25 protein-coding genes are annotated in these 25,891 nt (G+C 63.0%); 13 read left to right on the plus strand and 12 right to left on the minus strand.

Annotation, left to right across the window (positions count from 1 at the left end; all coding sequences use genetic code 11):
* The first annotated feature begins 558 nt into the window (after window positions 1–558).
* The 4 genes from GZ092_RS19750 to GZ092_RS19765 are packed head-to-tail and all read left to right on the plus strand — an operon-like array spanning window position 559 to window position 2,523.
* Window positions 559–702 (plus strand): hypothetical protein, encoded by a 144-nt coding sequence (locus GZ092_RS19750; RefSeq protein ID WP_196869574.1) that lies wholly within the window; start codon window positions 559–561, stop codon window positions 700–702.
* Window positions 703–709: 7 nt separating this feature from the next.
* Window positions 710–1,027 (plus strand): VF530 family protein, encoded by a 318-nt coding sequence (locus GZ092_RS19755; protein WP_293638892.1) that lies wholly within the window; start codon window positions 710–712, stop codon window positions 1,025–1,027.
* A complete protein-coding gene (locus tag GZ092_RS19760) occupies window positions 1,024–1,710 on the plus strand; it encodes a pseudouridine synthase (protein WP_293638893.1) in 687 nt (228 codons plus the stop codon). Before GZ092_RS19755 ends, GZ092_RS19760 begins: the two co-directional genes overlap by 4 nt.
* A 54-nt stretch (window positions 1,711–1,764) precedes the next feature.
* Window positions 1,765–2,523, plus strand: coding sequence for an SDR family NAD(P)-dependent oxidoreductase (locus GZ092_RS19765; protein WP_293638894.1), 759 nt, complete (start codon window positions 1,765–1,767; stop codon window positions 2,521–2,523).
* A 7-nt stretch (window positions 2,524–2,530) separates the two neighbouring features.
* Here the strand turns inward: GZ092_RS19765 and ppk2 are convergent, their stop codons facing one another.
* From ppk2 to GZ092_RS19790, 5 genes are all read right to left on the minus strand, one after another.
* Window positions 2,531–3,448: a polyphosphate kinase 2 gene (gene ppk2 / locus GZ092_RS19770; RefSeq protein WP_293638895.1), complete on the minus strand. Its 918-nt coding sequence runs from the start codon at window positions 3,446–3,448 to the stop codon at window positions 2,531–2,533.
* Window positions 3,449–3,650: 202 nt separating this feature from the next.
* Window positions 3,651–3,890 (minus strand): DUF465 domain-containing protein, encoded by a 240-nt coding sequence (locus tag GZ092_RS19775; protein WP_293638896.1) that lies wholly within the window; start codon window positions 3,888–3,890, stop codon window positions 3,651–3,653.
* A gap of 26 nt (window positions 3,891–3,916) precedes the next feature.
* Window positions 3,917–4,363, minus strand: a complete 447-nt coding sequence (locus GZ092_RS19780; RefSeq protein WP_293638897.1) for a universal stress protein — start codon at window positions 4,361–4,363, stop codon at window positions 3,917–3,919.
* A gap of 70 nt (window positions 4,364–4,433) precedes the next feature.
* Window positions 4,434–4,715, minus strand: a complete 282-nt coding sequence (locus GZ092_RS19785; protein WP_293638898.1) for a DUF427 domain-containing protein — start codon at window positions 4,713–4,715, stop codon at window positions 4,434–4,436.
* A complete protein-coding gene (locus GZ092_RS19790; protein ID WP_293638912.1) occupies window positions 4,696–4,980 on the minus strand; it encodes a hypothetical protein in 285 nt (94 codons plus the stop codon). The genes GZ092_RS19785 and GZ092_RS19790 overlap by 20 nt, the downstream gene beginning before the upstream one ends.
* Window positions 4,981–5,000: 20 nt before the next feature.
* Here GZ092_RS19790 and hemN point away from each other — a divergent pair, with 20 nt between their 5' ends.
* Window positions 5,001–6,392: an oxygen-independent coproporphyrinogen III oxidase gene (hemN, locus tag GZ092_RS19795; protein WP_293638913.1), complete on the plus strand. Its 1,392-nt coding sequence runs from the start codon at window positions 5,001–5,003 to the stop codon at window positions 6,390–6,392.
* 110 nt (window positions 6,393–6,502) lie between these two features.
* A complete protein-coding gene (locus tag GZ092_RS19800; protein WP_293638915.1) occupies window positions 6,503–7,060 on the plus strand; it encodes a YaeQ family protein in 558 nt (185 codons plus the stop codon).
* 5 nt (window positions 7,061–7,065) lie between these two features.
* Here the strand turns inward: GZ092_RS19800 and GZ092_RS19805 are convergent, their stop codons facing one another.
* From GZ092_RS19805 to GZ092_RS19815, 3 genes are all read right to left on the minus strand, one after another.
* On the minus strand, window positions 7,066–7,992 hold the full coding sequence (locus GZ092_RS19805) for an ion transporter (RefSeq protein ID WP_293638917.1): 927 nt from the start codon (window positions 7,990–7,992) through the stop codon (window positions 7,066–7,068).
* A gap of 181 nt (window positions 7,993–8,173) precedes the next feature.
* Complete coding sequence (locus GZ092_RS19810) at window positions 8,174–9,934, minus strand: long-chain fatty acid--CoA ligase (protein ID WP_293638919.1); 1,761 nt, start codon at window positions 9,932–9,934, stop codon at window positions 8,174–8,176.
* A 278-nt stretch (window positions 9,935–10,212) separates the two neighbouring features.
* Window positions 10,213–10,665, minus strand: coding sequence for a cytochrome c (locus GZ092_RS19815; RefSeq protein WP_293638920.1), 453 nt, complete (start codon window positions 10,663–10,665; stop codon window positions 10,213–10,215).
* Window positions 10,666–10,891: 226 nt separating this feature from the next.
* On the opposite strand from GZ092_RS19815, the gene GZ092_RS19820 reads away from it, so the two are divergent.
* Window positions 10,892–12,241: a TAXI family TRAP transporter solute-binding subunit gene (locus GZ092_RS19820; RefSeq protein ID WP_293638921.1), complete on the plus strand. Its 1,350-nt coding sequence runs from the start codon at window positions 10,892–10,894 to the stop codon at window positions 12,239–12,241.
* Here the strand turns inward: GZ092_RS19820 and GZ092_RS19825 are convergent.
* On the minus strand, window positions 12,226–13,647 hold the full coding sequence (locus tag GZ092_RS19825) for a GntP family permease (protein ID WP_293638922.1): 1,422 nt from the start codon (window positions 13,645–13,647) through the stop codon (window positions 12,226–12,228). The two genes, GZ092_RS19820 and GZ092_RS19825, sit on opposite strands and share 16 nt — an antisense overlap.
* Window positions 13,648–13,873: 226 nt before the next feature.
* On the opposite strand from GZ092_RS19825, the gene GZ092_RS19830 reads away from it, so the two are divergent.
* The 5 genes from GZ092_RS19830 to GZ092_RS19850 all read left to right on the plus strand — a co-directional run bounded on the left by GZ092_RS19830 (window position 13,874) and on the right by GZ092_RS19850 (window position 19,761).
* Window positions 13,874–16,564 carry an HAD-IC family P-type ATPase gene (locus tag GZ092_RS19830; RefSeq protein WP_293638923.1) on the plus strand — a complete coding sequence of 897 codons (2,691 nt, stop codon included), beginning with the start codon at window positions 13,874–13,876 and terminating at the stop codon, window positions 16,562–16,564.
* Window positions 16,561–17,589, plus strand: a complete 1,029-nt coding sequence (locus GZ092_RS19835) for a sodium:calcium antiporter (protein WP_293638924.1) — start codon at window positions 16,561–16,563, stop codon at window positions 17,587–17,589. The genes GZ092_RS19830 and GZ092_RS19835 overlap by 4 nt, the downstream gene beginning before the upstream one ends.
* An 89-nt stretch (window positions 17,590–17,678) precedes the next feature.
* Window positions 17,679–17,873 carry a hypothetical protein gene (locus GZ092_RS19840; RefSeq protein ID WP_293638926.1) on the plus strand — a complete coding sequence of 65 codons (195 nt, stop codon included), beginning with the start codon at window positions 17,679–17,681 and terminating at the stop codon, window positions 17,871–17,873.
* Window positions 17,874–18,029: 156 nt separating this feature from the next.
* A complete protein-coding gene (locus GZ092_RS19845; protein WP_293638927.1) occupies window positions 18,030–18,515 on the plus strand; it encodes a universal stress protein in 486 nt (161 codons plus the stop codon).
* Between the two features lie 37 nt (window positions 18,516–18,552).
* Window positions 18,553–19,761, plus strand: coding sequence for a M20 aminoacylase family protein (locus tag GZ092_RS19850; protein WP_293638929.1), 1,209 nt, complete (start codon window positions 18,553–18,555; stop codon window positions 19,759–19,761).
* 131 nt (window positions 19,762–19,892) lie between these two features.
* Here the strand turns inward: GZ092_RS19850 and GZ092_RS19855 are convergent, their stop codons facing one another.
* The 3 genes from GZ092_RS19855 to ettA all read right to left on the minus strand — a co-directional run bounded on the left by GZ092_RS19855 (window position 19,893) and on the right by ettA (window position 24,521).
* Window positions 19,893–22,226, minus strand: coding sequence for a DUF1631 family protein (locus GZ092_RS19855; protein ID WP_293638930.1), 2,334 nt, complete (start codon window positions 22,224–22,226; stop codon window positions 19,893–19,895).
* 81 nt (window positions 22,227–22,307) lie between these two features.
* The gene (locus tag GZ092_RS19860; protein ID WP_293638932.1) at window positions 22,308–22,856 is read right to left on the minus strand and encodes a DUF1415 domain-containing protein; all 549 of its coding nucleotides are present in this window, start codon (window positions 22,854–22,856) and stop codon (window positions 22,308–22,310) included.
* A 3-nt stretch (window positions 22,857–22,859) separates the two neighbouring features.
* Window positions 22,860–24,521 carry an energy-dependent translational throttle protein EttA gene (gene ettA / locus GZ092_RS19865; RefSeq protein ID WP_293638934.1) on the minus strand — a complete coding sequence of 554 codons (1,662 nt, stop codon included), beginning with the start codon at window positions 24,519–24,521 and terminating at the stop codon, window positions 22,860–22,862.
* Between the two features lie 338 nt (window positions 24,522–24,859).
* Between ettA and GZ092_RS19870 the strand changes: the two genes are divergently transcribed.
* The coding region (locus tag GZ092_RS19870; protein WP_293638936.1) for a DEAD/DEAH box helicase at window positions 24,860–25,891 on the plus strand (1,032 nt) is incomplete at its 3' end.

A 25,891-nucleotide genomic window follows, 5' to 3' on the forward strand; every position in this document is an offset into this window, starting at 1 on the left:
AAAGTCTTCATCACAGGCACAACGCCTTGGCTTCATCCTGGTAGGTCGGGTTAGCGCAGCGTAACCCGACATCGGCGATGGCGCTACTACCTTGTCGGATTACGCCTGCGGCCAATCCGACCTACTAAACCGAGAAACCGCCAACAGTGCTTGAAGCACAAAGAATCGATCAAGCAGAGCGTGAAGCTGTTGGCGAACGAAGGGTAGAACCAGCCAGCCACCGGCATGGCTACCAGCCCCCACCTCCAGGTGCCCAGAGCCCAGCGAAGCGAAGGCCCGTCAGAGCGTTCAGCTCTTCTGCGACCCCCAGGCAACTTTCTTTGGTGACTTTCTTTTTTGCCAGAAAAGAAAGTTACCCCCCGCCGGGAAGGCGCTCACCCCTCAACCCACAGAAGAAGCCACCAAGCCAAAGACCATCATCAAACGTTGAAGCAATCAAAAAGCCGGGCTTGCCCCCAAACCCGCACGCATCACCCGGTCCGAAATGATTGACCGGACGCACCGCCCACGGATAAAGTTGCACCGATAATTCAGGCATCAACTTAATGGAGAAACGACATGGCAAAAGGTCAGCAGAACAACGACAAGATGGTCAAAAAACCCAAGAAAGACAGCTCGCCGCCCAAGCTGGTGTCGCCCGACGCGGTTCGCCCGACCGTGGTGACGCAGGTGCCGGTGCGTGGCAAGCTGAAGAACAAATAAGCGCCTGATGGTGATGCCCGCCGGTCCGTCCCCCGTCCTTCCGCCAGAGCCTGCAACGGCAGGCGGCCAGCCGGGCAACCCGCTGCACGGCGTCAAGCTGGAGACCATCGTCAGCGCGCTGGCCGCCCATTACGGCTGGGAAGACCTGGGCCAGCGCATCAACATCCGCTGCTTCACCAGCGAGCCCAGCGTGGCGTCGAGCCTGAAATTCCTGCGCAAGACCCCCTGGGCGCGCGAGAAGGTCGAAAGCCTTTACCTTTTCATGCTGCGCGAGATCCGGCGCAGCAGCCCGCCGGTTCACAACTTCCCCCCGCCCAGGCCTTGAACCCTGTCAAGGACATCGCGTGCCCTGACGCGCCGGCGTACAAGCCTTTGCAAATCATCCATGCCGACGACAGCCTGCTGGTGCTGAACAAGCCCTCGGGCCTTCTCAGCGTGCCCGGGCGCGGCGAGGACAAGCAGGACTGCCTGAGCCGCCGGGTGCAATCCCTTTACCCTGACGCGCTGGTAGTTCACCGGCTGGACATGGCCACCTCGGGCCTGATGCTGATGGCGCGCGGCGCCGCCATGCAGCGCGCCATGAACCAGCTGTTCGAGCGCCGCGAGGTCCACAAACGTTATGTGGCGCTGGTCGATGGCCGGCTGGCACCCGCACCGACCGCCGACGGCTGGGGCCTGATCGACCTGCCGATCGCGGTGGACTGGCCGCGCCGCCCGTTGCGCATCATCGACGCCGCCGGCAAGCCCAGCCAGACGCGCTGGCGCAGCCTGGCCTTTGACGAGGCAGCCAACTTCACGCGCGTGGAACTGGAGCCCATCACCGGCCGCTCGCACCAGTTGCGGGTGCACCTGCTGGCGCTGGGCCATCCGATCCTGGGCGATGCGCTGTATGCACCGGATACGGTGCAGGTCCGGTCGCCGCGCCTGCTGCTGCATGCCTGTGCCCTGCGCCTGCTTCATCCAGCAACCGGCGCCCAGCTGTCATTTGAAAGCCCGCCCGATTTTTAACCGTTGCGGCGTTTGCGCCTGCGCGCCAGAACGCCTGGCGCTACCATGCGCTGCATGACGACTCCACACCTTTTAATCCTGACCGGCGCATCGCGCGGCATGGGCCTGTCAATGGCGCGCCAGTTGCTGGTGCCGGGCCACACGCTGCTGTGCATCTCGCGCAGCGAATCGCGTCTGCTTGCGCAGCATGCCCAACAGGCCGGCGCCGCGCTGGTCCAGTGGTGCCACGACCTGGCCGAAAGCAGCGCGCTCGGCCCACGGCTTGAAGCCTGGCTGCGCGAACAGGGCAGCACGTCCTGGCGCAGCGCCACCTTGATCAACAACGCCGGCGTCATTGCCCGTGTCGGTCCGCTGAGTCAGGCCGATCCGGACGATCTGGCGCATGCCCTTCGGGTCGGGCTGGAGGCGCCCATGCTGCTGTCGTCAGCCTTCCTGCGCGCCACCGATGGCTGGACGGCCGAACGCAGGGTGCTCAATGTTTCGTCGGGCCTGGGCCGCAGACCGATGGCGTCGCAAGCCGCTTACTGCGCGGCCAAGGCCGGCATGGACCATTTCAGCCGCTGCGTGGCACTCGAAGAAGCGCTCAAGACCGGTGGCGCAAAAATCTGTTCCCTGGCGCCCGGCGTCATCGACACCGAGATGCAGTTGCACTTGCGCAGCGCTGATCCAGAAGCCTTTCCGGACCGGGACAGCTTTGCACGGCTCAAGACAAGCGGCCAGCTGACCTTGCCCGACGAAGCCGCGCGGCGTGTGCTCGCCTGGCTGGCGCGGGCCGACTTTGGCGCGAAACCGGTCGCCGACGTGCGCGACTGAAGAGCGTTCAATACACCTCGGGCACGACGATGTCCAGCGGCACCGGCTGGCGCACATAGTCGTCATGTCGAACCCGCTCGGGCAACACCACGGGCGCATGCTCGGTTTCCTGGTAGGGCATTTGCGCCAGCAGATGGTGGATGCAGTTCAGCCGGGCCTTTTTCTTGTCATCGGCCTGCACCACCCACCACGGCGCCTCGGCAATGTGCGTGCGCTCAAACATGACCTCCTTGGCGCGGGTGTATTCCTCCCAGCGGCGGCGCGACTCCAGGTCCATCGGGCTGAGTTTCCATTGCTTGAGCGGGTCGTGGATGCGGCCCAGAAAGCGCAGGTTCTGCTCGTCGTCTGAGATGGAAAACCAGTACTTGATGATCTGCACGCCCGAGCGCACCAGCATCTTTTCAAACTCCGGCACGGTGCGGAAAAACTCCTCGTACTGCGCATCGGTGCAAAAGCCCATGACCCGCTCGACGCCGGCGCGGTTGTACCAGCTGCGATCGAACAGCACCATTTCACCGGCGGCCGGCAAATGCGCCACGTAGCGCTGAAAGTACCACTGCGTGCGTTCCCGGTCGCTGGGCGCGGGGAGCGCCGCCACCCGGCAGACGCGGGGATTCAGGCGTTGCGTGATGCGCTTGATGACGCCACCCTTGCCGGCGGCATCGCGCCCTTCAAACAAGATCACCACCTTGTGGCCGCTGGCAATCACCCAGTCCTGCAGCTTGACGAGCTCGCCCTGCAGGCGAAACAGCTCGCGGAAATAATTGCGGCGGCGTTCCCGGTCCTGCGCGCCTGCACTGACGTCTTCTTCGCCGGTCAGCTGGGCCACCGTCTGGTCTTCGAGCTCCATCTCCAGCTCTTCGTCGTAACTGTCGATCAGGTCTTGGCGGATTCGCCGCATCACCTCTTCGTCAATTGAGTTCATGGCGCGTTCCTGACACTGCAAGTTGATTGAATTTGCCAGCGTAGCAATGCAATGTTTCAGTTTGATGAAAAGCCTGAACCGCTTGCATGGAAAAAACCTCGGGGCGTTCAAGACGCCAACTTGCTACTTTTTAGATAGCGTTAAATGCTTACCCATCATGCGCAAAAAACTTTTTTATTCTTAAAAAGAAGGCGTGGACCTGTCAGTCGGCTTTCAGGATCTGGTAAATCTCGTCCTTGCGTTCGAGCCGTTTTTTCTTCAGCACCTCCAGCGCGTCATCGGCAATGGGCGTCTTGCCCTGCTCGTACTGGGTAATCGTCTGATTGTCGGCATCGTAGTGTTCGCAAAGGCTTGAAAAATGCGCGTCAAGCTTCTTGAGCTGATTCATTTTTTCAAGGTACTGGGGAAACTCATGCGCCAGATCGTGATTCAACAATTCCATGACAACTCCTTCAACAACAACAAAAATCAGGCGCCTTCATCGCGCACCACCAGCACGGGCAGGTGCGCATGCGACAACACCTGGGCCGTGACACTTCCAAGCACCAACTTGTCCAGGCTCCGGCGGCCGTGCGAGCCCATCACCACCAGGTCGGCCTCCAAAGCTTCGGCAGCCTCCAGGATGGTCTGGTAAATCGAATGGCCTTCGACGACCGATCCCTTGACAAGCATTCCCCGCGCTTCAAAAATTTCTCGCGCCGCACTGATGGCTTCGTTCGCCTGCACTGTGGCGCTACGCAGGTAGTCGGATGGGTCAGAGGAAAAATCAGAGCCCATGGCGGTGAAGGCATAGGGGTCGATGACATGGATCAGCGTCACCGAACTCCTGAACGCACACGCGATGGCGCGCGCCTTGTCAACCGCGTGATGGGCGACGGGCGAGCCGTCAATGGGAACAAGGATGTGTTTGAACATGGCCAGCTCCTTGACTTGCAAAAAAGTTCAGTCGCCTGGCCCGGTGCGCAAGGACTTGCGCTGCACCTGCTCAGGGTTCAATCCGAACGCCTTTCCAGAAAGCGACATGCCCCCGGATATTGTCGGCCTCGGGCTTGGGATCGGGGTAGTACCAGGCGGCATCGGTGTTCATTTCGCCGTTGACCAGCAGCGAGTAATAACTGGCCTGCCCTTTCCACGAGCACATGGTGTGGTGGTTGCTGAACGTCACATGGTCGCGGTTCAGCGAGTCTTCGGGGAAATAGTGGTTGCCTTCAAGCACCACGGTGTTGTCGCTTTGGGCAATGACAGCGTCATTCCAGATAGCCTTCATGTTGTTTCTTCCTGATCTTTGATTGAGGGTTGCCCATGGATGGCGGCATTTTTCCGTCTGCTTCCCGTGGGACTTGGCCAAGCTGCATGCCTCTTGTAACAGCAAGGAAGCCGGCGCGGCGTAGGATAAGGTGAAATTTGCAAACAATCATTTCCTGCCCGTAAAAATATTGCCACCCTGACCAGACCTCCTGTCGGCCCTCCAGGCATGGCGCAGACAGCGCAGACTGCTGAAGGCGTTCCGATTTGCGGGAAAATAATCCCATCTTTTTTGCCTGGATCTCCCATGACATCTCCCATGCCCGATATTGAACTGTCTGAAGAACTGATCCGCAGGTTCGACACGCTCGGGCCGCGCTACACCTCCTACCCGACTGCAGACCGGTTCCACGCCGGATTCAACGAGCAGTCTTACCAGGGCCACCTCGCGCAGCGCGCCGGCAAGCCCGGCAACCCGCCGCTGTCGATCTATGTGCACCTGCCGTTTTGTGAATCACTGTGCTACTTTTGCGCCTGCAACAAGATCATCACCAGGGAGCATGGCCGGGTCGCCGAATACCTGCGCTACCTTGACAAGGAAATGGCGCTGGTCGCCGCGCAGATCGGCCCCGACCGCAAGGCAGTGCAGTTGCACCTGGGCGGCGGCACGCCGACTTTTTTCAGCGCCGACGAACTGGGCCAGCTGATGGCCATGCTGCGGCGGCATTTCGACTTCACGCCGGATGCCGAACTGGGCGTTGAAATCGATCCGCGCACTGTCGGCGAAGGCACACTGACCATGCTGGCCGGGCTGGGTTTCAACCGCAACAGCTTTGGCGTGCAGGATTTCGACCCGGCGGTGCAGCAGGCCGTGAACCGCATCCAGCCGCTTGAAATGGTGGAAAAAGCCGTCGAGGAAAGCCGCAAGGCCAATTTCCAGTCAATCAATGCCGACCTGATCTACGGCCTGCCCAAGCAGACGCTGACGAGCTTCGGCCACACGCTCGACAGCCTGATCCGCATCGCGCCCGACCGCATCGCGCTATACAACTACGCGCACCTGCCCCAGCGTTTCAAGGCGCAGCGGCTGATCAACGACAGCGACCTGCCGTCGGCCGAGGAGCGGCTGCAAATCTTTTTGATGTCGATGCATCGCCTGCTGGATGCCGGCTATGTGTACATCGGGCTGGACCATTTCTCCAAGCCCGATGACGAGCTGAACAAGGCGCGGCTGGACAAAAGCCTGCATCGCAATTTCCAGGGCTACACCACCCGGGCCGAATGCGATTTGATCGGCTTTGGCGTGTCGGCCATCAGCAAGGTCGGCAACTCGTACAGCCAGTCGGTGCGCACCGTCAACGCCTATTACGAGCGGCTCGACCAGGACCGCCTGCCGCTTGAAAAGGGTTTTGAGCTGAGTGCCGACGACGTGCTCAGGCGCGAGATCATCATGACGCTGATGTGCAGTGCGCCGGTGGAGTTTGAAGCGATCAACAGCCGCCACGGCATTGACTTCAGGCACTACTTTGCGAACGAGCTGACGCGGCTCCAGCCGTACGAAGAAGCTGGTTTGATCACGATTGACCCGGACGCCATCCGCGTCACCCCGAAAGGCCGGATGTTTGTGCGCGCCAGCGGCATGGTGTTCGACGGCTACCTGAGCCAGCCGACCACTGCGGCCTACTCCAAGCTGATCTGATGTGATCGTTGCCCGGGCGGCAAAAAGGCTGTTCCAATAGGCGGTTTAACGCAAAAACTCCCCGGATGCCTGCCAGGCATGCCGGGCGTTGCCACCCGAGAACGATTCCCATGGCCATCAAAGCCACCATTCACAAAGCCCAACTGCAGATCGCCGACATGGACCGCGGCATTTATGGCGACCACAACGTCATCATTGCCCGCCATCCGTCCGAAACCGACGAACGCATGATGATCCGCCTGCTGGCTTTCGCGCTCAACGTACAGGGCGACGACAAGCGCGGCAACCTCGAATTCGCCAAGGACCTGTGGGATGTCGATGAACCGGCGCTCTGGCACAAGGACTACACCGACGCGGTGCTGCACTGGATCGATGTCGGCCAGCCCGACGAAAAGCGCCTGATGCGCGCTGCCGGCCGGGCCGAGCGGGTCACGGTGATCAGCTTTTCGAGCAGCACGCCGGTCTGGTGGAAAGGCATTGAAAGCAAGCTGACCCGCGCCGCCAACCTGGTCGTCTGGCAGATCGAAGCCGCGCAAAGCCAGGCGCTGGCCAAGCTGGCCGAACGTGGCATGCAGTTGCAGATCACGATCCAGGACGGCACGGTGTGGATGAGCACCGGCAGCGAGTCAGTAGAAATCACGCCGCGCCGCCTGACGGCTGGGGGCTAGGCCCGCTACCGGGACTCGCGCGGCCGCTCTGCCTGCGACCCGTCTTTTCTCCCCCGTTCATCGGCCTTGTAGTGCGGCAGCCGGGCGCCGCAATGAAAGCAGAAATCGGCATTGGCCGCATGGCCCTCGGTCAGGCATTCGTGGCAGGTGCGGGTGGTGACCGGAAACAGGATCTTGCCCCGGTGGGCCGCCATTTCCGCCGTCACGATGCCGGTCGGCACCGCCAGCGTGCCCCAGCCAAGCAGCATCATGAAGGACGAAATCAGCCGCCCCAGGTCGGTCTTGGGCGTGATGTCGCCAAAGCCGACGGTCGTCACGGTGCTGATGGCCCAGTAGACCGAGGTGGGAATGCTGGTGAAGCCGTTGACCGGGCCTTCGACCACATACATCACCGTGCCCATGATCAGCACCAGCATCAGCACCGCCGACAAAAAGACCATGATCTTGCGCCGGCTTGAACTCAGCGCGCGCGCCAGCGACTGGTATTCGGCCACATAGGCGGTGAGCTTGAAGACCCGGAACACGCGCAGCAGCCGCAGCACGCGCACATCGATCAGCGCATGCAGGCCGGGAACAAACAGCGCGAGGTAGGTTGGCATCAAGGCGATCAGGTCGATCACGCCGTAAAAGCTGGTGGCGTATTGGAGCGGCTTGCGCACGCACAGCAGGCGCGCCAGGTATTCGGCGGTGAACAGCGCGGTGAAAATCCATTCCAGCCACATCAGTGTCTGGCCGTGGACCTGATGGATGGACTGCACGCTATCGGCCATGACCACGCCGATACTGAGCAAAATGACACCGATCAGGGCCTGGTCAAAGAGCCGGCCGGCGCGGGTGTCGGCCTCGAAAATGATGGTGTACCAGCGCAGGCGCCAGCCTTGCAGGGGCTTTTCAAGCGCGGGAACCGGACGCGTGGTGGCGGATGGTTTCATGCGATCAAGCGTCTTTATTTTGATTCAGAAGGCTGGCAGGATAACCCAGCCAAAGCTTTGCGACGAACCTTGAGGCCAGCCAGCGCCGCTTCCACCCCGTCGATGAACGCTCCTTTACTTATAGCTGCTTGTGCTTGCCTGCATTGCGCAAAAGCCATTTTTCATTCGATTTTCAGGTTCCTCAGGGCTGATCGCCTTCGGCTTCCTGCAGCGCGCGCCACATCACCTTGCCCGAGCCGCTCTTGGGCAGCCCGTCGACGAACTGAACGACACGCGGATACTTGTAGGCAGCCATGTGATCCTTGCACCAGTCGATGATCTCGTCTTCGCTGACCTGACCCCTGAAACTTTGACGCAGCACCACGACGGCCTTGACCGACTCGCCCCGGTAGGCGTCACGGGTGGAAATAATGCAGGCTTCCTGAATAGCCGGGTGCCTGAACATCAGCGCTTCCACCTCGGCCGGCCAGACCTTGAAGCCCGACGCATTGATCATGCGCTTGAGCCGGTCGGTGAGGAAGTAATAGCCCTCCTCGTCCACATGGCCCAGGTCGCCGGAGCGAAAGAAACGCTTGCCGTCAATCTCGATGAAGGCAGCCTCCGTGGCCCCGGGCTGCTTCCAGTAGCCCGAAAAATTCTGCGGACCGCTCATGATGATCTCGCCCTGCTCGCCCTGCGGCATTTCCTCCAGCGTAAGCGGGTCGATGACGCGCGCCTCGGTGCTCATGAACGGAATGCCCAGGCATTGCTGCTTGGTCGCATCGGGCGGGTTGCTGTGCGACGGCGCGGCGGTTTCGGTCAGGCCGTAGCCTTCGGCAAAGCGCAGGCCGTACTGCTCCCACAGCCGCTGGGCCACGGCCTGCGGCATGGCCGCGCCGCCGCCGCCGATGTACACCAGGCTGCTGAGGTCAAAACTGGCGAAGTTCGGGCTCGCCAGCAGGTCGATCACCATGGTCGGGATGTTGGTCCAGTGCGTCACGCGCCAGGTTGAAATCAGCCGGCCGGCCAGTTCGCGGTCCCAGCGCGGCATGATGACCAGCGTGGCACCGCCATAAATTGACGCATGCATCACCGACACCATGCCGGTGATGTGGAACATCGGAATCACCGACAGCACGATGTTCTCGGACGTGCTGTTGCCCCACAGGGCGCTGGCGACGGCGTTGTGCATCAGGCTGGCATGGGTGTGCATGCAGCCCTTGGGCAGGCCGGTGGTGCCGCTCGTATAAGGCAGCACGGCCAGATCCTGCGGCGCGCTGGTGTGCTCGGGAAGGTAGCTGATGTCGCTGGCGGCCAGCGCATCGGTCCAGGCCAGCACCGAGCCGCCTGGCAAGGCCGGCAGGTCGTGCCGGGTGCCCAGCCAGTCGCGCCAGGATTGCGGCATCGCGTCGGCGCCGCTGGTGGCCACTGCCTTGCCTTCAAAGGCATCGCTGTAATGCGTGACGATCAGGTGTGCCAGCCGGGCGGCCGGCGGCAGCTCGCCGCTGGCTTTGGCGAGTTCGGGCGCCAGGTCGGCGGCGGTGATGGCGACCTTGACGTCCGGGTCGGTGATGTAGTGCTTGAGTTCCTCGGCGCGGTTCATCGGATTGACCGGCACCACCACCGCATCGATCCGCAGGATGGCGAAATGCGCCACCACCCACTGCGGGCAGTTTTGCAGGTTGAGCAGCACGCGGTCGCCCTTCCTGACGCCGAGCCGGTGCAGCGTGGCCGCCAGGCGCCCGGCCTGCTGCATCACGGCGGCATAGCTCAGCGCCTGGTCAAAAAACACCAGCGCCGGCTTGTCCGGAAAACGCAGCGCGCTGACCGCCAGGTTGTGCCAGAGGGAAGTTTGCGGCGGCGTGATGCTGTGCGGCAGGCGTTTGGGCCAGAACGGGTAGTGCAGGTCGTGGCGCGGCGGCGCGCCCGGGATCGGAAGATCGGCGGTGGAAGGACGGGTCAAGGCAGTGCTCCAGGCTGAATAAAGTCCGCACAGGCTAACCCGAGTTGGGACGATACGCATTCGGGTAGCTGCTAAGGACTCCGGGATTTTTGTCGCGTGCGTGACGCTACGGTGGCACTGTTGCCGCTGGCGCGCAGGCGGCTGGACCGGGCTGGGCACAGCTTGATCCGCCAGGGCGTTCCGGAATCCGGCCATTTCCGGCTTGCAGCGCCGGGGCAACTGCTGGACCAGACCGGGCGGAAGCAGGCGGCTTCAGCACATCCAGCCAGCGGCCCGCCTCAGCGCGTGCGAAATGCGTCGTGGCAGGACTGGCAGGTGCCGGAAGTGGCCCTGAAGGCGACTTTGAGCTTGTCCAGATCACCGGTCCTGGCCGCTGCGCTGAGCTTGACGGTTTCGGCCCTCATTTTGTTCGACAGGTCGGCAAACTTGGCCTGCTGCGTCCAGATGGCCGGATGGGCACGGGTTTCGCCCTTGTCGGTACCGGCGGCAAAAGCCGGCCAGGGCAGTTGCGCCAGCGTCTGCACGATGTCGGCCTGGTCTGCCGCTGTCTTGGCGTCGTAAGGCACCCGGCCATTGACCATGTTGCCCAGACGGAAAAAGTGCGTCTGCATCACGCTGAAGGACGATCGACGGTACTTGATGGCGTCCTCGGCCTTGGCAAACTGCGCCGCTGCGGGGAAAGCCAGCACGGCGGCCGAAACGGCCAGGATCAGGGTTTTTATGATGTTCATGGGCTTTGGGGTGGCTGGCGCCGGTGGAAGTTCCTGCGGGCTGGTAATAAGCGTCAGGCCGTGGGGGGCGCAAGCTTGCCCATGGCATGAAACCCGTGAAACCGGCCCATGGAGTTGCTATTATAAATATAGCTATGAATGCCCGTGGATATTGCGCAAAAGGCCTATTTTAACCGTAAATTTCATCCAGAACCGCAGGTCGGTGCCGCATGCTATGGTTCGGCCCATGCCCAAGACCCTGCGCTACACCCTGCTGTCACTGCGCGACCTGGCGGTTTCTGCCGGTCCGTTTCTGGTGCTGGCCGTGGCGCTGCTGGTGCTGGCCTACAGCTGGCTGGACCCGAACCCGCCCAAGCGCGTCACGCTGGCCACCGGCCCGGCGCAAAGCGCCTACGAGGCCTTTGGCAAGCGCTATGCCGAGGCGCTGAAAAAAGAAGGCATTGAGGTCGTGCTGTTGCCCTCCGAAGGATCGGCCGCCAACCTGCAGCTGCTGCGGGGCGGCAAGGCCGATCTGGGCTTTGTGCAGGGCGGCAGCAGCGAAGCGGGCAACCCGCAGGAAGAAGGACTTGAGGAACTCGAATCGCTGGGCAGCCTGTTCCTGGAGCCGGTCTGGCTGTTCTACCGCGAAGCCGCGGCGCGCCGGGTCAACCCGCAAGCCACGCTGACCGCCCTGACAGAACTCAAGGGGCTGCGCGTCAACGTCGGCACGGCAGGCAGCGGCCTGCCCAGCCTGATGGCCAAATTGCTGGAGAGCAACCGCATCGACAGCAGCGCGCTGGTCGTGTCCGAGCTGGAGCAGACGCCGGCCACCGTGGCCTTTCTGGGCGGCGCGCTCGACGCCATCGTGTTCGCCTCGGCGCCCGAATCGCTGATGGTGCAGATGCTGCTGCAGACGCCCGGCGTTAAGCTGATGGATTTTGCGCAAAGCGAAGCCTATTCGCGGCGCTTTCCTTTTCTGAGCCCGGCGGTGCTGCCGCGCGGCGTGGTCGATCTGGCGGCCGACATTCCGCCGCAGGACGTTCACCTGCTGGCGCCGACCACGACCTTGCTGACCCGTACCGGCACGCACCCGGCGCTGCTGCAGCTGTTCGCGCTGGCGGGCAACGACATCCACGGCAGCGCGGGCTGGTTCAAGCAGGCCCGCGAATACCCCAAGCTGGCGCAGAACGAGGTGCCGATTTCAGCCGAGGCCGAGCGCAGCATCCGCAATGACAAGCCGTTTTTACAGCGCTACCTGCCGTTCTGGGTCGCCAACCTGGTCGAACGCATGTGGCTGGTGATGGGTTTGATCATCGCCATCATGCTGCCGCTGTCGCGCATCGTGCCGCCACTGTACGAGTTCCGGGTGCGCTCGCGCATCTTCCGCTGGTACGGCCAGCTGCGCGACATTGAAAACCGCATCGACGGCGCGGATGCTGCGGGCGGGCTGCTTGAAGCGCTGGACAGCCTGGAACGCCGCGCCGAGAAGATCAGCGTGCCGCTGTCGTATGCCAACGAGCTGTATGCGCTGCGCAACAACATACAGCTGGTGCGCCGCAAACTGGAAAACCGGCCAGGCGTTCAGAACGAACCGTAAGCGCTGCCCAGCAGCACGACCACCAACAGCGCCACAATCGGCGCCGCCACCGCCACCACGAAGATGTCGAAATACGACTGGCGGTGCGTCAGTCCGCAAATCGACAGCAGCGTGATGACCGCGCCGTTGTGCGGCAGTGCATCGAGCCCGCCCGTGGCAATCGCCGTCACGCGGTGCAGCAACTCGGGGGCGATGCCGACGGCCTGCGCCATCGCCAGGTAGGTGCTGCCCAGGGTTTGCAGCGCGATGCTCATGCCGCCCGAAGCCGACCCGGTAATGCCGGCCAGGACGTTGACGGCTACGGACAGCGACACCAGCGGGTAGCCCGGCGCAATGCCGAGCACGGCATCGCGGATCAGCGCAAAACCGGCCAGCGAGGCAATCACCGCGCCATAACCGACCTGCGAGGCGGTGTTGAAGATGGGCGCAATGGCGGAGTTGGCGCCGGCGTCGAGCGTTTCGCGCAATTGCGGCAGGTGGCGCCAGGCCAGCGCGATCAGCAGCACGATGGACGCCGTCAAGGCCACGATGATCGCCCAGACACCGCGCACCGCATCAAGGCTGACCGCGCCGTACAGGGCCTGCGCCAGGTAGCCGGTGTCCATGCGCGGCAGCACTATTTCGGCCAGCAGGTAGTTCAGCACCACGACGGTGACGATGGGCGCCAGCGCCAGCACGAAAGGCAGCGGCGGCGTGCGGGCCGGCGCGGGCGGGTTCATCGCGCCAGCGGGTGCTTGCGGATGCGGCGCATCGTCACCATAGAACTCGCCGCTGGCCGCTGCGCGGCGCGCCCGCAACGACAACCACAGCAGGCCCAGCGCCAGCATCACTGCGCCGCCGATCAGCCCCAGACCCGGCGCGGCAAACGGCGTGGTGCCAAAGTAAGGCATGGGAATGGCGTTCTGGATCGCCGGCGTGCCCGGCAGCGCAGTCATGGTGAAGGTGAAGGCGCCCAGCGCAATCGTCGCCGGAATCAGCCGCTTGGGCAGTTGGGCTGCGCGAAACAGCTCGGCGGCAATCGGATACACCGCAAACGCCACCACGAACAGCGACACGCCGCCGTAAGTCAGCAAGGCGCACGCCAGCACCACCGCCGACAAGGCGCGCTGCGCGCCCAGCCGCCCGACGATGGCCAGCGCCAAAGTGCGTGCGGCGCCCGAGGCTTCCATCAGTTTTCCGAACAGCGAGCCGAGCAGGAACAGCGGGAAAAACGCCATCACAAAACCGCCCAGCGCCTTCATGAACACCTGCGTGTAGCTGGCCAGCAGCGGCGCGTCGGGGCTGAACAACACCGCCAGCAGCGCCAGCACGGGCGCCAGAATCAGCACACTGATGCCGCGATATGCCAGCCACATCAACAGGGCCAGGGACAGCAGGATGCCGGCGATGCTGGTGGCGGCGCTCATGCGGGCAGCCTGGTGCGGAGTGCTTTGGGGTCAAGGGAAAGCAAATAATTTCCTGGCGGGAGGGTTGTGGGTAGCTGCTGAATCAGCAGCCACAGCGGCATTCAGGTCAGTTTATGCGGAGCGCCCAGATTATTTTCAGGCAAGGTAGCCCCGCCAGGAAAATCCAGTGCCTTGTTTGATCTGGCGCAGGTGCATACGGGGTTGCCATTTTTAAGATGGTCGGCTTATGACCACACCACAGCCCACTGACAACCCGCCCCCTGATCCGGCGCCGCCATGGCATGCCCTGCCGGTCGAGCAGGTGCTGGCCCGGCTGGCGTGCGACCCGGCATCGGGCTTGAGTGAAGCAGACATTGCCCAGCGGCGGGCGCAGGGCGGTGAAAACACCCTGCCCGAGCCACCGCGCCGCTCCACGCTGGCCATCATCGCGCGCCAGTTCAAAAGCCCGCTGATCTACATCCTGTTTGTCGCCGCCGTGCTGGCGATCGCGCTTTCGCATTACGGCGACGCCGTGGTGATTTTGCTGGTGGTGCTGGCCAACGCGCTGATAGGCGCTTTCCAGGAAGGCCGCGCCGAGCGCTCGATGGCTTCGCTCAGGCGGCTCTCGGCGCTGCATGTGCGCGTGCTGCGCGGCGGCCATGAAATGGCGATCGAGGCGCGTGAGCTGGTGACGGGCGATGTGCTGCTGCTGGCGGCTGGAGATGCGGTGGGCGCCGATGCACGGCTGATCGAAGCCGCCCAGTTGCAGGTCGCCGAAGCCGCGCTAACCGGCGAGTCGGTGCCGGTCAGCAAGGCAGTTCCAGCCCTGCCCGATGAAACCGGCCTGGCCGACCGCCACAACATGGTGTTCTCAGGCACCTACGCCACCGCCGGGCGCGCGCGGGCGGTGGTGGTGGCGATTGGCACGCAGACCGAAGTCGGCCGCATTGCCGGGATGACCGAAAGCGCGACCGAACCCCAAACACCGCTGGAGCAGCGCATCGCGCAGTTTGGCCGCTGGCTGGTGGTGGCGGCGCTGTTGCTGTTCGTCACGGTGGTGGCGCTGGGGCTGTTTCGGGAACTGCCGCTGGCCGATGTGCTGATGGTGGCAATCAGCCAGATGGTGTCCATGGTGCCCGAGGGCCTGCCGGTGGCCATGACGATCGCGCTGGCGGTCGGCATGCAGCGCATGGCGGGGCGCGGCGCCATCATCCGCCGGCTGTCGGCGGTCGAGACGCTGGGCTCGACCACCGTGATCTGCACCGACAAGACCGGCACGCTGACGCGCAACGAAATGACGGTTGGCCAGCTCTGGCTGCCCGGCGGCCTGGAGGTGTCCGTCAGCGGCATCGGCTACGCACCCGAGGGTGAATTGAGCGTTGAAGATGCCGCCACCGGGCCACTGCTGCAGGCCGCCGCGCTGTGCAACGATGCGCAACTGCTGCCACCCGAAGCATCGCGCACCGAATGGTCGGTGCTGGGCGACCCGACCGAAGGCGCACTGCTCGTGCTGGCGGTCAAGGCCGGCATTGACCTGGAAAAACTGGCGCGCATCGCGCCGCGTGAAGCCGAACTGCCGTTTGACGCCGACACCAAGATGATGGCCACGCGTCACCGCTGCGCGGATGCGCCGCACCGGGTGTTCATCAAGGGCGCGCCCGAAGCCGTGCTGGGACTGTGCAACGCCGGCGATGGCGCATTGACCCAGGCGGCGCGCACCGCCGCCGAAGCCATGGCCGGGCGCGCGCTGCGCGTGCTGGCCTTTGCCGTGGTCGATGACGACCGGCTGGACGCAGGCTTTGGCGCGCTGGCCGGGCGCGCCCGCCTGCTCGGCCTGGTCGGCCAGATTGATCCGCCGCGCGAGGAGGTCAAGGCCGCCGTCGCCGAATGCCGCGCCGCCGGCATCCGGCCCGTGATGGTGACGGGCGACCACAAGCTCACCGGGCTGGCGATTGCCCGCGAACTCGGCATTGCCCGTGACGGTGACCGTGCGGTCGATGGCGCCGAGCTGGAGCGCATGGGCGAAGCTGACCTGCGCAACGACCTGGACCGCATCGCCGTCTTTGCGCGCGTGCATCCGGCGCAAAAAATGCGCATCGTCGAAGCCCTGCAGGCGCACGGCGAAGTAGTCGCCATGACCGGCGACGGCGTCAACGACGCACCGGCGCTGGCGCGCGCCGATGTCGGTGTCGCCATGGGCATCACCGGCACCGAAGTGGCCAAGAGCGCGGCCAAGATCATCATCACCGATGACAACTTCTCGACCATTGTCGGCGCGGTCGAACAGGGGCGCGTGGTCTATGGCAACCTGAAAAAGGTCATCCTCTACCTGTTCGCCACCTCGATCGACGAGGTCGTTCTGTTGCTGCTGGCCTTGCTCGGCGGCTATCCCTTGCCGCTGGCAGCGGTGCAGATCCTGTGGATCAACATCGTCACCGAGGGCACGCTGACCGTGAACCTGGTGATGGACCCGCCCGATGGCGACGAGATGAAGCGTGCGCCAGTGCCGAAGGGCGACCGGCTGGTGGACCGGACGATGCTTGGGCGGGTGCTGTTGATGTCATCGGTTGCCGTGCTGGTGACCTTCGGCTGGTACGTCTGGAGGCTCGGTCAGGGGGCGCCAATTGAGCTGGTGCGCACTGAAACCTTCACGCTGCTGGCCATGTGCCAGTGGTTCAACGTGCTCAATTGCCAGTCGCCCACCCGCTCGGCGCTGGCGCTGGGGTTGCTGAAAAACCCGTGGCTGCTCGGCGGCCTGTCGCTGAGCATGGGGCTGCAGGCATTGGTGCTGTATGCGCCGCCCCTGAATACGCTGTTTTACACCGTGCCGCTGGCGCCCGCTTCGCTGCTGCTGCTGGCCGCGCTGGCCAGTTGCGTGTTGTGGGCTGAAGAGCTGCGCAAGCTCATCACACGCTTGGGCCGCAGGCGTGTGCCATGACGCTTGGCCTGCTGGCGCTGCAGTTCTTGCTGTGCGCGGCGCTGATCGCAGGTGCGGGTTATATGCTGTGCCAGAGTGCCGACCGCATCGCCAAGGCGACCAGAATGACTGGCGGCTGGATGGGTCTGGCGCTGCTGGCCACCGTAACCTCCCTGCCCGAGCTGGCCTCCGGCATCAGCGCGGTGACAGTGATTGATGCACCCAATCTGGCCGTCGGCAATGCGCTGGGCGCCTGCGTGTTCAACCTGTTTTTTCTGGTAGTGATTGACGCGCTGCAGCGCAGGCAGCCGATTTACCGCCATGCCAGCGCGGCGCATCTGCTGTCGGCGGCCTTCGGTGTGGTGATGCTCGGCTTTGTGGCGATGAGCCTGTTGCTGCCCAAACACGCACCGACACTGCTGCACCTGGGCTTGTACAGCCCGGTGTTGCTGGCGTTCTACCTGCTGGCACTGCGCAGCGTTTTTGCACACGAGCAGGCGCTGCGCTCCGTGCAGCCAGCGGCCGCTGCGCCCGTCAGCGCCGAAGCCATGCCGCAAGTCACGCCCGGATTGACGCACGAATGGACCCGCTTTGGCCTGGCGGCACTGGTGGTGCTGGCGGCGGGAAGCTGGCTGCCGTCCATCGCTGACCAGCTGGCGCAGGTGATGGGCTGGAGCCGGAGCTTTGTCGGCACGCTGTTCATGGCCTTCGTGACCACGCTGCCTGAAATCGCCGTGACGCTGTCGGCCTTGCGGCTGCGGGCGCTCGACATGGCGATTGGCAACCTACTGGGCAGCAACCTGTTCAACGTGACGATCCTGGCCATTGATGATATTTTCTACACCCGGGGACCGCTGCTCGCCGACGCCTCGCCGGTGCATGGCGGCACCGCCATTGCCGCCGTAGTGATGACCGGGCTGGTGATGATTGGCCTGGTGATGCGGCCGCAGGGCCGAGAATTGCGGGTGCTGAGCTGGGTCAGCGCGGGGCTGCTGGCCACCTACCTGTTCAATGCAGCACTGGTCTTTTTGTATGGCGGCGACTGAGGCGGGCTTGGTCCGTGACAAAAAGCGCGCGCCTTGAACTTGCCGCAAAACCATTCGCAGAATTTGCACTTTTGTTGCTGGAGTTCGCCTTGCTCGGCGCACTGTTCATACGGCTGCACCAGCCGGTGCTGATTGCCTGCATCGTGGTCGGGCCGACAGGCGTGGTTGAAGTGCATGACCAGATCGACCTGCTCAGCGGACAGGTCGCCGGCGATGTCCGGCACGGCCATGCCCTGCAGGCCGCCGACCCTGCCGCGCATCGGCTGGCCGGGTATATCCATTGATCCAGAGAGGACAAGTCATGAACCCACCAGGCTCCATTCTGGTCGCCACCGACTTCTCGGCGCCGTCGCGCCACGCAGCAGACCGGCCGGCGCGGCTGTCCCGCGAAACCGGCATGCCCCTCACGCTGATGCATGCGCTTTCCAGCCGCGTGTTCGATGAACTGCGGCACTGCGATGCTGGTGGTCAAGCAAATGCCGCGCGAGCCCTACCGCCGCGCACTGGTGGCGCTGGACTTCTCGCCCTGGTCGGCGCAGGCCATCGCCCTGGTCCGGTGCGTGGTGCCGCAGGCCCGGCTGCTGCTGCTCACTGCGTTCAAGGTGCCGTTCGAATGCAGGCTTCAGCTCGCCGGCGTGGACACCCCGACCATCGAGCACTACCGCCAGCAGGCCCGGGGCAAGGCCAGGCAGCAGCTCGAAAAACTGGCGCAGCAGGCTGGCCTCCAGCCAGGGCAATGGGATGCCTGCGTGATCGAAGGCGAAGCCTGTCAACGCATCGTCGAGCAGGTGCATGATTGCGACCTGGTGGTGGTCGGCAAGCATGGCCAGTCGGCCGCCGAAGAGTTGCTGCTCGGCAGCGTGACCCAGTCCGTCCTCGCCGAGGGCAGCTGCGACATGCTGGTGTCGAAGGCACGCGCGCTCTGACACGGCATTCACCCTGATTTCCAAGAAGGCTTCCCACATGAAACTCACTGACGATCTTGCGTTTGACCTGTCTGAAATCGCCGCGCTGCGCCGCGACATCCATGCCCATCCCGAACTGTGCTTCGAAGAGCTTCGAACGGCCGACATGGTGGCCCGCAAACTCATTGCCTGGGGCATTCCGGTCCACCGGGGCATGGGCACGACCGGCGTGGTGGGCATCGTCCACGGCCGCGATGGCGGCGCCTGCGGGCGGGGTGTCGGCCTGCGCGCCGACATGGATGCGCTGCCGATGCAGGAATCAAACACCTTCGCCCACACCAGCCAGCATGCCGGCAAGATGCACGCCTGCGGCCATGACGGCCACACCGCCATGTTGCTGGCCGCCGCGCAGCACTTCTCCAAGCACCGCGACTTCGACGGCACGGTCTACCTGATCTTCCAGCCGGCAGAAGAAGGCGGCGGCGGCGCGCGGGAAATGATCAAGGACGGGCTGTTCGAAAAATTTCCCATGGAAGCAGTGTTCGGCATGCATAACTGGCCGGGCGGCGAGGTCGGCTCGTTTGCCGTCAGTGCCGGGCCGGTCATGGCGTCGAGCAACGAATTCAGGATCGTCATTCGCGGCAAGGGAGGCCACGCCGCCATGCCGCACACCGGCATTGACCCGGTGCCGGTGGCCTGCCACATGGTGCTGGCCTTTCAGACCATCATCAGCCGCAACAAGAAGCCGGTCGATGCCGGCGTCATTTCGGTCACGATGATGCATGCCGGCGAAGCCACCAACGTGGTGCCCGACTTTTGCGAACTCCAGGGAACCGTGCGCACCTTCAGCATCGAGGTGCTCGACCTGATCGAGCAGCGCATGCGGGCGATCGCCGAACACACCTGCGCGGCGTTTGAGGCGCGCTGCGAATTTGAGTTTTCACGCAACTACCCGCCCACCATCAACTCGGCGGCCGAGGCGGATTTTGCGCGCCAGGTCATGGCGGGCATCGTCGGCGCGGACAAGGTCATGCCGCAGGAGCCCACCATGGGCGCGGAAGATTTTTCCTACATGCTGCAGGCCAGGCCAGGCGCTTACTGCTTCATCGCCAATGGCCAGGGCGATCACCGCGACATCGGCCACGGCGGCGGCCCCTGCACGCTGCACAACCCGAGTTATGACTTCAATGACGCGCTGATTCCGCTGGGCGCCGCCTACTGGGTGCAACTGGCCAGCCGCTGGCTGAACACGGCAGGCCCGGCTTGAGCCTGGTGTCGCGTCATGCCAGGCGCCTGACCTCTGCTCGCTACTGAATTCATAGCTGCTTGCCCACGCCACGCGTGCGCAAGCAGCCTGTTTCATGCTAAAAAGCTGATTTTTTACTTCAAACGGGTGGGCTAAGTGCTGCCCTTGTCCTGCACGCTGTTTTGCATGGCCGTGCGGGCAACGCTGTCCAGCGCGCCCTCAACCACGCCCTGCTGGCTGACGACCTTGACCAGGTTCAGCGTGAGCAGGTTGCGCAGCACGCGGGAGGTCATCGAATGCTTGCGCCCCCCCTGGCTGGTGAACATGAACAAGGTGCCCAGAGGGCTGACCCATGTCAGTTCCGCGCGCATCCACTGCATGTCCACGAGCAGGTCAATCCAGTCGCCCAGGGCAAGCTCTATTTTCCCGTTCAGTTCAGCCTGGGTAGCAGGCCCGCTGCCTTCAGGCTCCAGCAGACTGGATGCGGACCAAAGTTGGGTCGAGTCGTCCTGGTCACCCATGAAGCCGGAGTTCTGAACCTCGGACGGCGCCAGCCACAGCGGCATCGGACCGGAATTTTCGACAAACATCTTGCCCAGCGAGTGGCTGTCTTTTGCAGGCTGCGCTGGCAGGCCGGACACCGCTTTGAGTGCGGTACGGTGTACCTGCATGAGTTCATCGAAAAACGGCGCCGACTGCTCGACCGGAAAATCGATGGACAGCAATCCCTGCCTGAGCGACTCCAGCAGTTCCGGAATCAACGCAAGGAGTCGTCTGCGGTGCCTTGTCGCCTGCTCGACATTCAGGCTCCAGAGGACATCGTCCAGCGTCAGGCTGAATGCCGTCGGGCCACGGCCGGAAGTTTTGCCCAGCACGGCCAGCCGCTCCTGGGCCATCACCTGGGACCAGGGTCCGGTGAGGAAGGCCGTGATGATGCGGTTGGCGTTGGTGAAATCGGGTCGGGCCCTTATTTCGGCGGCGATCTTGACGGCCATCAGGTTACGTTGTTCGGCCTGTAGCAGGGCCTGGACCGCGAGGCGTTGTGCCTTTCGGTTCTCAGGGGTATTGCGGCCTTGCCTGCGTTCGAAATCCTGCAGCAAGCGGGCAAAATCCTCGGAATCGCTGAAACCCTCGTCCGCGAGCAGGACGGCGACTTCACGCAAGTGCTGCAAAAATTCCGGAAAGCCGGCGGCGGTTTCACTCGCATATCCCAGGCTTGCACGGGTGATGGCTTGCAGCAGCCTTCTGGCCGGATGGCTTTTGTCGCTGAAAAACCGGGGGTCCGTCACCGCCAGCCGCAAAAACGCCGGTTCCGCATTCGAAATCATCTGCCGGACCGGCGTCAGCAGCCGCTCATCGCTGGCCATCTGCTCGATCATCAGTCCAACCACCTCAATGGCCAATGACTGGCCCAGCGTCTTGGCATCAGTCTTGAGCCGGGCCCGCAGGTTTGCCACCGGCGCCGGGGGCGACAGCCGGGTCAATTTCATCTTGGCAGAGACCAAGCCCATTTCTTCAAGTTCGGTCAATGCATCGAGTGCGGTAGGCACCGTGTGCGAAAAATCCTGTTGTGTCAGCTCTTCAATGCCGAACTCTGAAAAGGAAGTCGGCTCATGGTCCGAATCGTCATAGTCCCCCAACAGCAGATGGTGCAGGTGGTCCAGCGTGAGCAAGGGCCTGCGCCCGGCAGGCGCTGCGGCATTTTCATCCGCAGACTCGCCTTTGGGGATATCGTTCTGCCGGGAAAATGAAGGATCAGGCGCTGGTGCATCGACTTTTCTGGGCGGCCAGGCAACTGAAGTTCTGGCTTGCGGGGCACCCATGACGCCATAGGCCGCCGGAGCAATTCCCTGGCCGGCAAGGAAATCATTCAGAAAAACATACAACGACTGGAGTTCCTCGCCCATGAGACGGGCTCCATCGAGCAGCCAGCAGGCCCGTGTCTGGGCTGACACGGGAAGGGTCTGAAGCAATTCAATCAGGGCCAGCGCCATGACTTCCGGTCGCAAGGGATTGCTGTCGGTCTTGACCACCAGCAAACCCTGCGCCGTGCTCAGCCGCGCGGAAAAACTGGCCAGTCCGGCTTCGCAGCCCAGTTTCACAAGCTGTTGCATGCGCGCGTTTTCCACCGCTTGCTGGACCTGGCTGTCGCCCATCAGTTCGAGGTCATCAAAGCTGACCGACGACAGCGAGCGGCCGGAATGGACAGGCTTTTTGCTGGCATCCTGGATGCTGCCGTCTGCCGCCATGGCCTTCATCAATCTTTCGGGAAAGCCTTGTTCGATGCTGATCCGGTTCTTCTTGAGGACCATGATGGCGTCCTGAAGCTGATGCCGTTCCCAGGAATCGGCAACGCCCATGGCACGCTCGTGCATGGCATCCGCAAGCTTTGTGGTCCAGCGGTCAATCAGGAAAGGACACTGCTTGAGGACTTCGTCAACACATGACTGAAAGGCCGCACTGGGAGCTTTTATTGGGTTCGTCATGGTATGGCTACCTCACTTCAGACAACAATTTGCACAGCAAATCAGCGGTTTCAGGCAACAGCCCTTTCTGTTTGACATGGTTCAAACCGGGGAATCCAGCCCCAGGGCCTGCCAGCCGGCGTGCCCGATTTTTTCAAGCGTCCGGATATTTTCTTCAAAAATGGCTTCAGCATGGGGAAATGACTGCACCGCCCGCTCAATGCTTTCCTCGCGCAGCAGATGAATCATCGCAAACGGCGCGCGGTTGGTGTAGTTGCCAATGTCGTCCGCTTCGGTGCCGTCAAACTGGAACTTTGGATGAAAGCTGGCCAGTTGCACCACGCCTTCAAGTCCATGCTCGTCCAGCACGCCTTCGGCAATTTCCATGAAATCGTTGAAATCCAGAAAATCATCAAAGAGCGTCGGATGGATCAAAAGCGTCGTATCAAGCTCCCCGGCCGGCGTATTGACCAGCCGGTCAAGCTCGCTGTCGAGTTCTTCCAGCAGGTCGTCGGCATGGCGCGCCTGGCTGACGACCAGGCGAACCTGGTTCTTGACATACACCGCCTTGGCAAACGGGCAAAGGTTCAGCCCGATCACGGCTTTTTCAAGCCAGTGACGGGTCTGGTTCAGGACATCATCGTCGGTCATAACTCAATGGATGCCCTTGAAGCGCATGCGCTTGGGCTTGGCGCCCTCCTCGCCGAGTCGCTTCTTCTTGTCGGCTTCATATTCCTGGTAGTTGCCGTTAAAGAAGGTCCACTGGCTGTCGCCCTCGGCCGCCAGGATGTGGGTCGCGATGCGGTCCAGGAACCAGCGGTCATGGCTGATGACCATGATGGAGCCGGCAAATTCGAGCAGCGCGTCTTCCAGCGCGCGCAGGGTTTCCACGTCCAGGTCGTTTGACGGCTCGTCAAGCATCAGCACGTTGCCGCCGGCGATCAAGGTCTTGGCCAGGTGCAGGCGTCCGCGCTCGCCGCCTGACAAGGTGCCGACGCGCTTTTGCTGGTCCGCGCCGTTGAAGTTGAAGCGGCCGGCGTAGGCACGGCTGGGCATCTGGAACTTGCCGACATTGAGGATGTCCAGGCCGCCCGAGATGTCCTCCCAGACGGTTTTTTCATTCGCCAGGTCGTCCCGGTTCTGGTCCACGAAGGCCATGCGCACGGTCGAGCCGATCACGACCTCGCCGCTGTCCGGCTTTTCCTTGCCGGCAATCAGCTTGAACAGCGTCGATTTACCGGCGCCGTTCGGTCCGATGATGCCGACGATGGCGCCGGCCGGAATGGTGAAGCTCAGGTTGTCGATCAGCACCCGGTCGCCAAACGATTTGGTGACGTTGTGGAATTCAATGACCTGATGACCCAGACGCTCGGCCACCGGAATGAAAATCTCGTTGGTCTCGACGCGTTTCTGGTATTCGAAATCGGACAGTTCCTCAAAGCGTGCCAGGCGCGACTTGCTCTTGGCCTGGCGCGCCTTGGGGTTCTGGCGCGACCATTCGAGTTCCTTTTTCAGCGCCTTGGCACGGGCTTCCTCGCCCTTTTGCTCCAGTGCCAGGCGGTCGCCTTTCTGGCTCAGCCAGGAGCTGTAATTGCCCTTCCACGGAATGCCGTGGCCGCGGTCAAGCTCCAGAATCCATTCGGCGGCGTTGTCCAGGAAGTAGCGGTCATGGGTGATGGCGACCACGGTGCCTGGGTAGCGCTGCAGGAACTGCTCCAGCCAGTCGACCGATTCGGCGTCCAGGTGGTTGGTGGGTTCGTCCAGCAACAGCATGTCGGGCTTGGACAGCAGCATGCTGCACAGCGCGACCCGGCGCTTTTCACCGCCCGAGAGCAGGCCGATCTTGGCATCCCAGGGCGGCAGGCGCAGCGCGTCGGCAGCAATTTCAAGCTGGTGCTCGGAATCGGTCCCGGCCGTGGCAATGATGGCCTCCAGCCTGGCCTGTTCGGTGGCCAGCGCATCGAAGTCGGCATCGGGCTCGCCATAGGCGACATACACCGCCTCCAGCTGCGCCTTGGCAGCAAACACCGCGCCCATGCTGGCTTCGACGCTTTCGCGCACCGTATGCTCCGGGTCAAGCTTGGGTTCCTGCGGCAGGTAGCCGATGTTCAGGCCCGGCATCGGCGTGGCTTCGCCTTCGATTTCCCGGTCCAGCCCGGCCATGATCTTGAGCAGGGTTGACTTGCCGGAGCCGTTGACGCCCAGCACGCCGATCTTGGCGCCCGGGAAAAAACTCAGGGACACGTCTTTGAGAATCTGTCGTTTGGGCGGCACGATTTTGCCGACCTTGTTCATGGTGAATACGTACTGGGCCATCAGATCACTTTGTTAAATAAAACAGATAAGGATAAATTGCAGGCCCGCCGGTTGACAAATGAATGCCGGATTGTGCGGGCCGGACGACATGCATGAATGCACCATTAGAGGCGAAATTCAGGCGTTGATCCATTGATTATCGTTCCGTGCAACAATAGCGGTGTCGCAGGGCTCCAGTTGCCTTCGACATTCGGGCACATCCAGGAACAGGTTTAGCAACCCAGCTGCGATGTTTTTCAGCCCGGCTCCCTGATCCCATCTGCCTATGACTGGCGGGTTGCCTTCAAACAAAGGCGCCCAACAGGCCGATCAAGAAGCGCCCCAGCGGCGCACATTCCATGAAATTTGAAGAATTGAACCTGGCCCCGGCCATCCTGAAGGCCGTGCTTGAGCAGGGCTACGACACGCCCACACCCATCCAGGCACAGGCCATTCCGGCCGTACTGGCGGGCAGCGACCTGCTGGGCGGCGCCCAGACCGGCACCGGCAAGACTGCGGCCTTCACCCTGCCGCTGCTGCAGCGCCTGTCGAGCGAGCCACGCCTGACCAACCGGCGCGGCGTCAACGCCGTTCGTGCCTTGATCATGACGCCAACGCGCGAACTCGCTGCGCAGGTCGAGGAAAGCGTTCGCACCTATGGCAAATATCTCGACCTCACCTCGATGGTGATGTTTGGCGGTGTCGGCATGGGCGCGCAGATTGAAAAACTCCGCCGTGGCGTGGATATTCTGGTGGCCACCCCCGGCCGCCTGCTGGACCATGCGGGCCAAGGCACGCTGGACTTGAGCCAGGTGCAGATTCTGGTGCTTGATGAAGCCGACCGCATGCTCGACATGGGTTTCATCCACGACATCAAGAAAGTGCTGGCGCTGGTGCCCAAGCAGAAGCAGACGCTGCTGTTCAGCGCCACTTTCAGCGACGAAATCCGCGAACTGACCAACAGCCTTCTGCGCAACCCGGTGTCCATCCAGGTCACGCCGCGCAACACCACGGTGCAGCGCATCACGCAGACTATTCACCCTGTCGGCCGCAGCAAGAAAAAAGCGCTGCTGACGCACATCATCAACGAGCACAACTGGAGCCAGGTGCTGGTGTTCACCCGCACCAAGTTTGGCGCCAACAATGTCGCCGAGCACCTGACCAAGGCCGGCATTCCCGCCATGGCGCTGCATGGCAACAAGAGCCAGACGGCCCGCACGCAGGCGTTGCAAGGCTTCAAGGATGGCAACATCCGCGCACTGGTGGCCACTGACATTGCCGCTCGCGGCATTGACATTGACGAGTTGCCACATGTCGTGAACTACGAAATCCCGAACGTCAGCGAAGACTACGTCCACCGCATCGGCCGCACCGGCCGCGCCGGCAACAGC

It is taken from the genome of Polaromonas sp. (genome assembly GCF_010365105.1).
GTDB lineage: Bacteria > Pseudomonadota > Gammaproteobacteria > Burkholderiales > Burkholderiaceae_C > Polaromonas.

Bases quoted from the DNA above. Each gene is read 5' to 3' on its own strand.
- GZ092_RS19800 (WP_293638915.1), top strand. From the start codon at position 6,503: ATGGCCATCAAAGCCACCATTCACAAAGCCCAACTGCAGATCGCCGAC.
- GZ092_RS19830 (WP_293638923.1), top strand. From the start codon at position 13,874: ATGACCACACCACAGCCCACTGACAACCCGCCCCCTGATCCGGCGCCG.
- GZ092_RS19860 (WP_293638932.1), bottom strand. From the start codon at position 22,856: ATGACCGACGATGATGTCCTGAACCAGACCCGTCACTGGCTTGAAAAA.
- GZ092_RS19850 (WP_293638929.1), top strand. From the start codon at position 18,553: ATGAAACTCACTGACGATCTTGCGTTTGACCTGTCTGAAATCGCCGCG.
- hemN (WP_293638913.1), top strand. From the start codon at position 5,001: ATGACATCTCCCATGCCCGATATTGAACTGTCTGAAGAACTGATCCGC.
- GZ092_RS19750 (WP_196869574.1), top strand. From the start codon at position 559: ATGGCAAAAGGTCAGCAGAACAACGACAAGATGGTCAAAAAACCCAAG.
- GZ092_RS19815 (WP_293638920.1), bottom strand. From the start codon at position 10,665: ATGAACATCATAAAAACCCTGATCCTGGCCGTTTCGGCCGCCGTGCTG.
- GZ092_RS19775 (WP_293638896.1), bottom strand. From the start codon at position 3,890: ATGGAATTGTTGAATCACGATCTGGCGCATGAGTTTCCCCAGTACCTT.
- GZ092_RS19765 (WP_293638894.1), top strand. From the start codon at position 1,765: ATGACGACTCCACACCTTTTAATCCTGACCGGCGCATCGCGCGGCATG.
- GZ092_RS19825 (WP_293638922.1), bottom strand. From the start codon at position 13,647: ATGAGCGCCGCCACCAGCATCGCCGGCATCCTGCTGTCCCTGGCCCTG.
- GZ092_RS19790 (WP_293638912.1), bottom strand. From the start codon at position 4,980: ATGGGATTATTTTCCCGCAAATCGGAACGCCTTCAGCAGTCTGCGCTG.
- GZ092_RS19780 (WP_293638897.1), bottom strand. From the start codon at position 4,363: ATGTTCAAACACATCCTTGTTCCCATTGACGGCTCGCCCGTCGCCCAT.
- GZ092_RS19845 (WP_293638927.1), top strand. From the start codon at position 18,030: ATGAACTGCGGCACTGCGATGCTGGTGGTCAAGCAAATGCCGCGCGAG.
- GZ092_RS19785 (WP_293638898.1), bottom strand. From the start codon at position 4,715: ATGAAGGCTATCTGGAATGACGCTGTCATTGCCCAAAGCGACAACACC.
- GZ092_RS19805 (WP_293638917.1), bottom strand. From the start codon at position 7,992: ATGAAACCATCCGCCACCACGCGTCCGGTTCCCGCGCTTGAAAAGCCC.
- ettA (WP_293638934.1), bottom strand. From the start codon at position 24,521: ATGGCCCAGTACGTATTCACCATGAACAAGGTCGGCAAAATCGTGCCG.
- GZ092_RS19855 (WP_293638930.1), bottom strand. From the start codon at position 22,226: ATGACGAACCCAATAAAAGCTCCCAGTGCGGCCTTTCAGTCATGTGTT.
- GZ092_RS19820 (WP_293638921.1), top strand. From the start codon at position 10,892: ATGCCCAAGACCCTGCGCTACACCCTGCTGTCACTGCGCGACCTGGCG.
- ppk2 (WP_293638895.1), bottom strand. From the start codon at position 3,448: ATGAACTCAATTGACGAAGAGGTGATGCGGCGAATCCGCCAAGACCTG.
- GZ092_RS19835 (WP_293638924.1), top strand. From the start codon at position 16,561: ATGACGCTTGGCCTGCTGGCGCTGCAGTTCTTGCTGTGCGCGGCGCTG.
- GZ092_RS19755 (WP_293638892.1), top strand. From the start codon at position 710: ATGGTGATGCCCGCCGGTCCGTCCCCCGTCCTTCCGCCAGAGCCTGCA.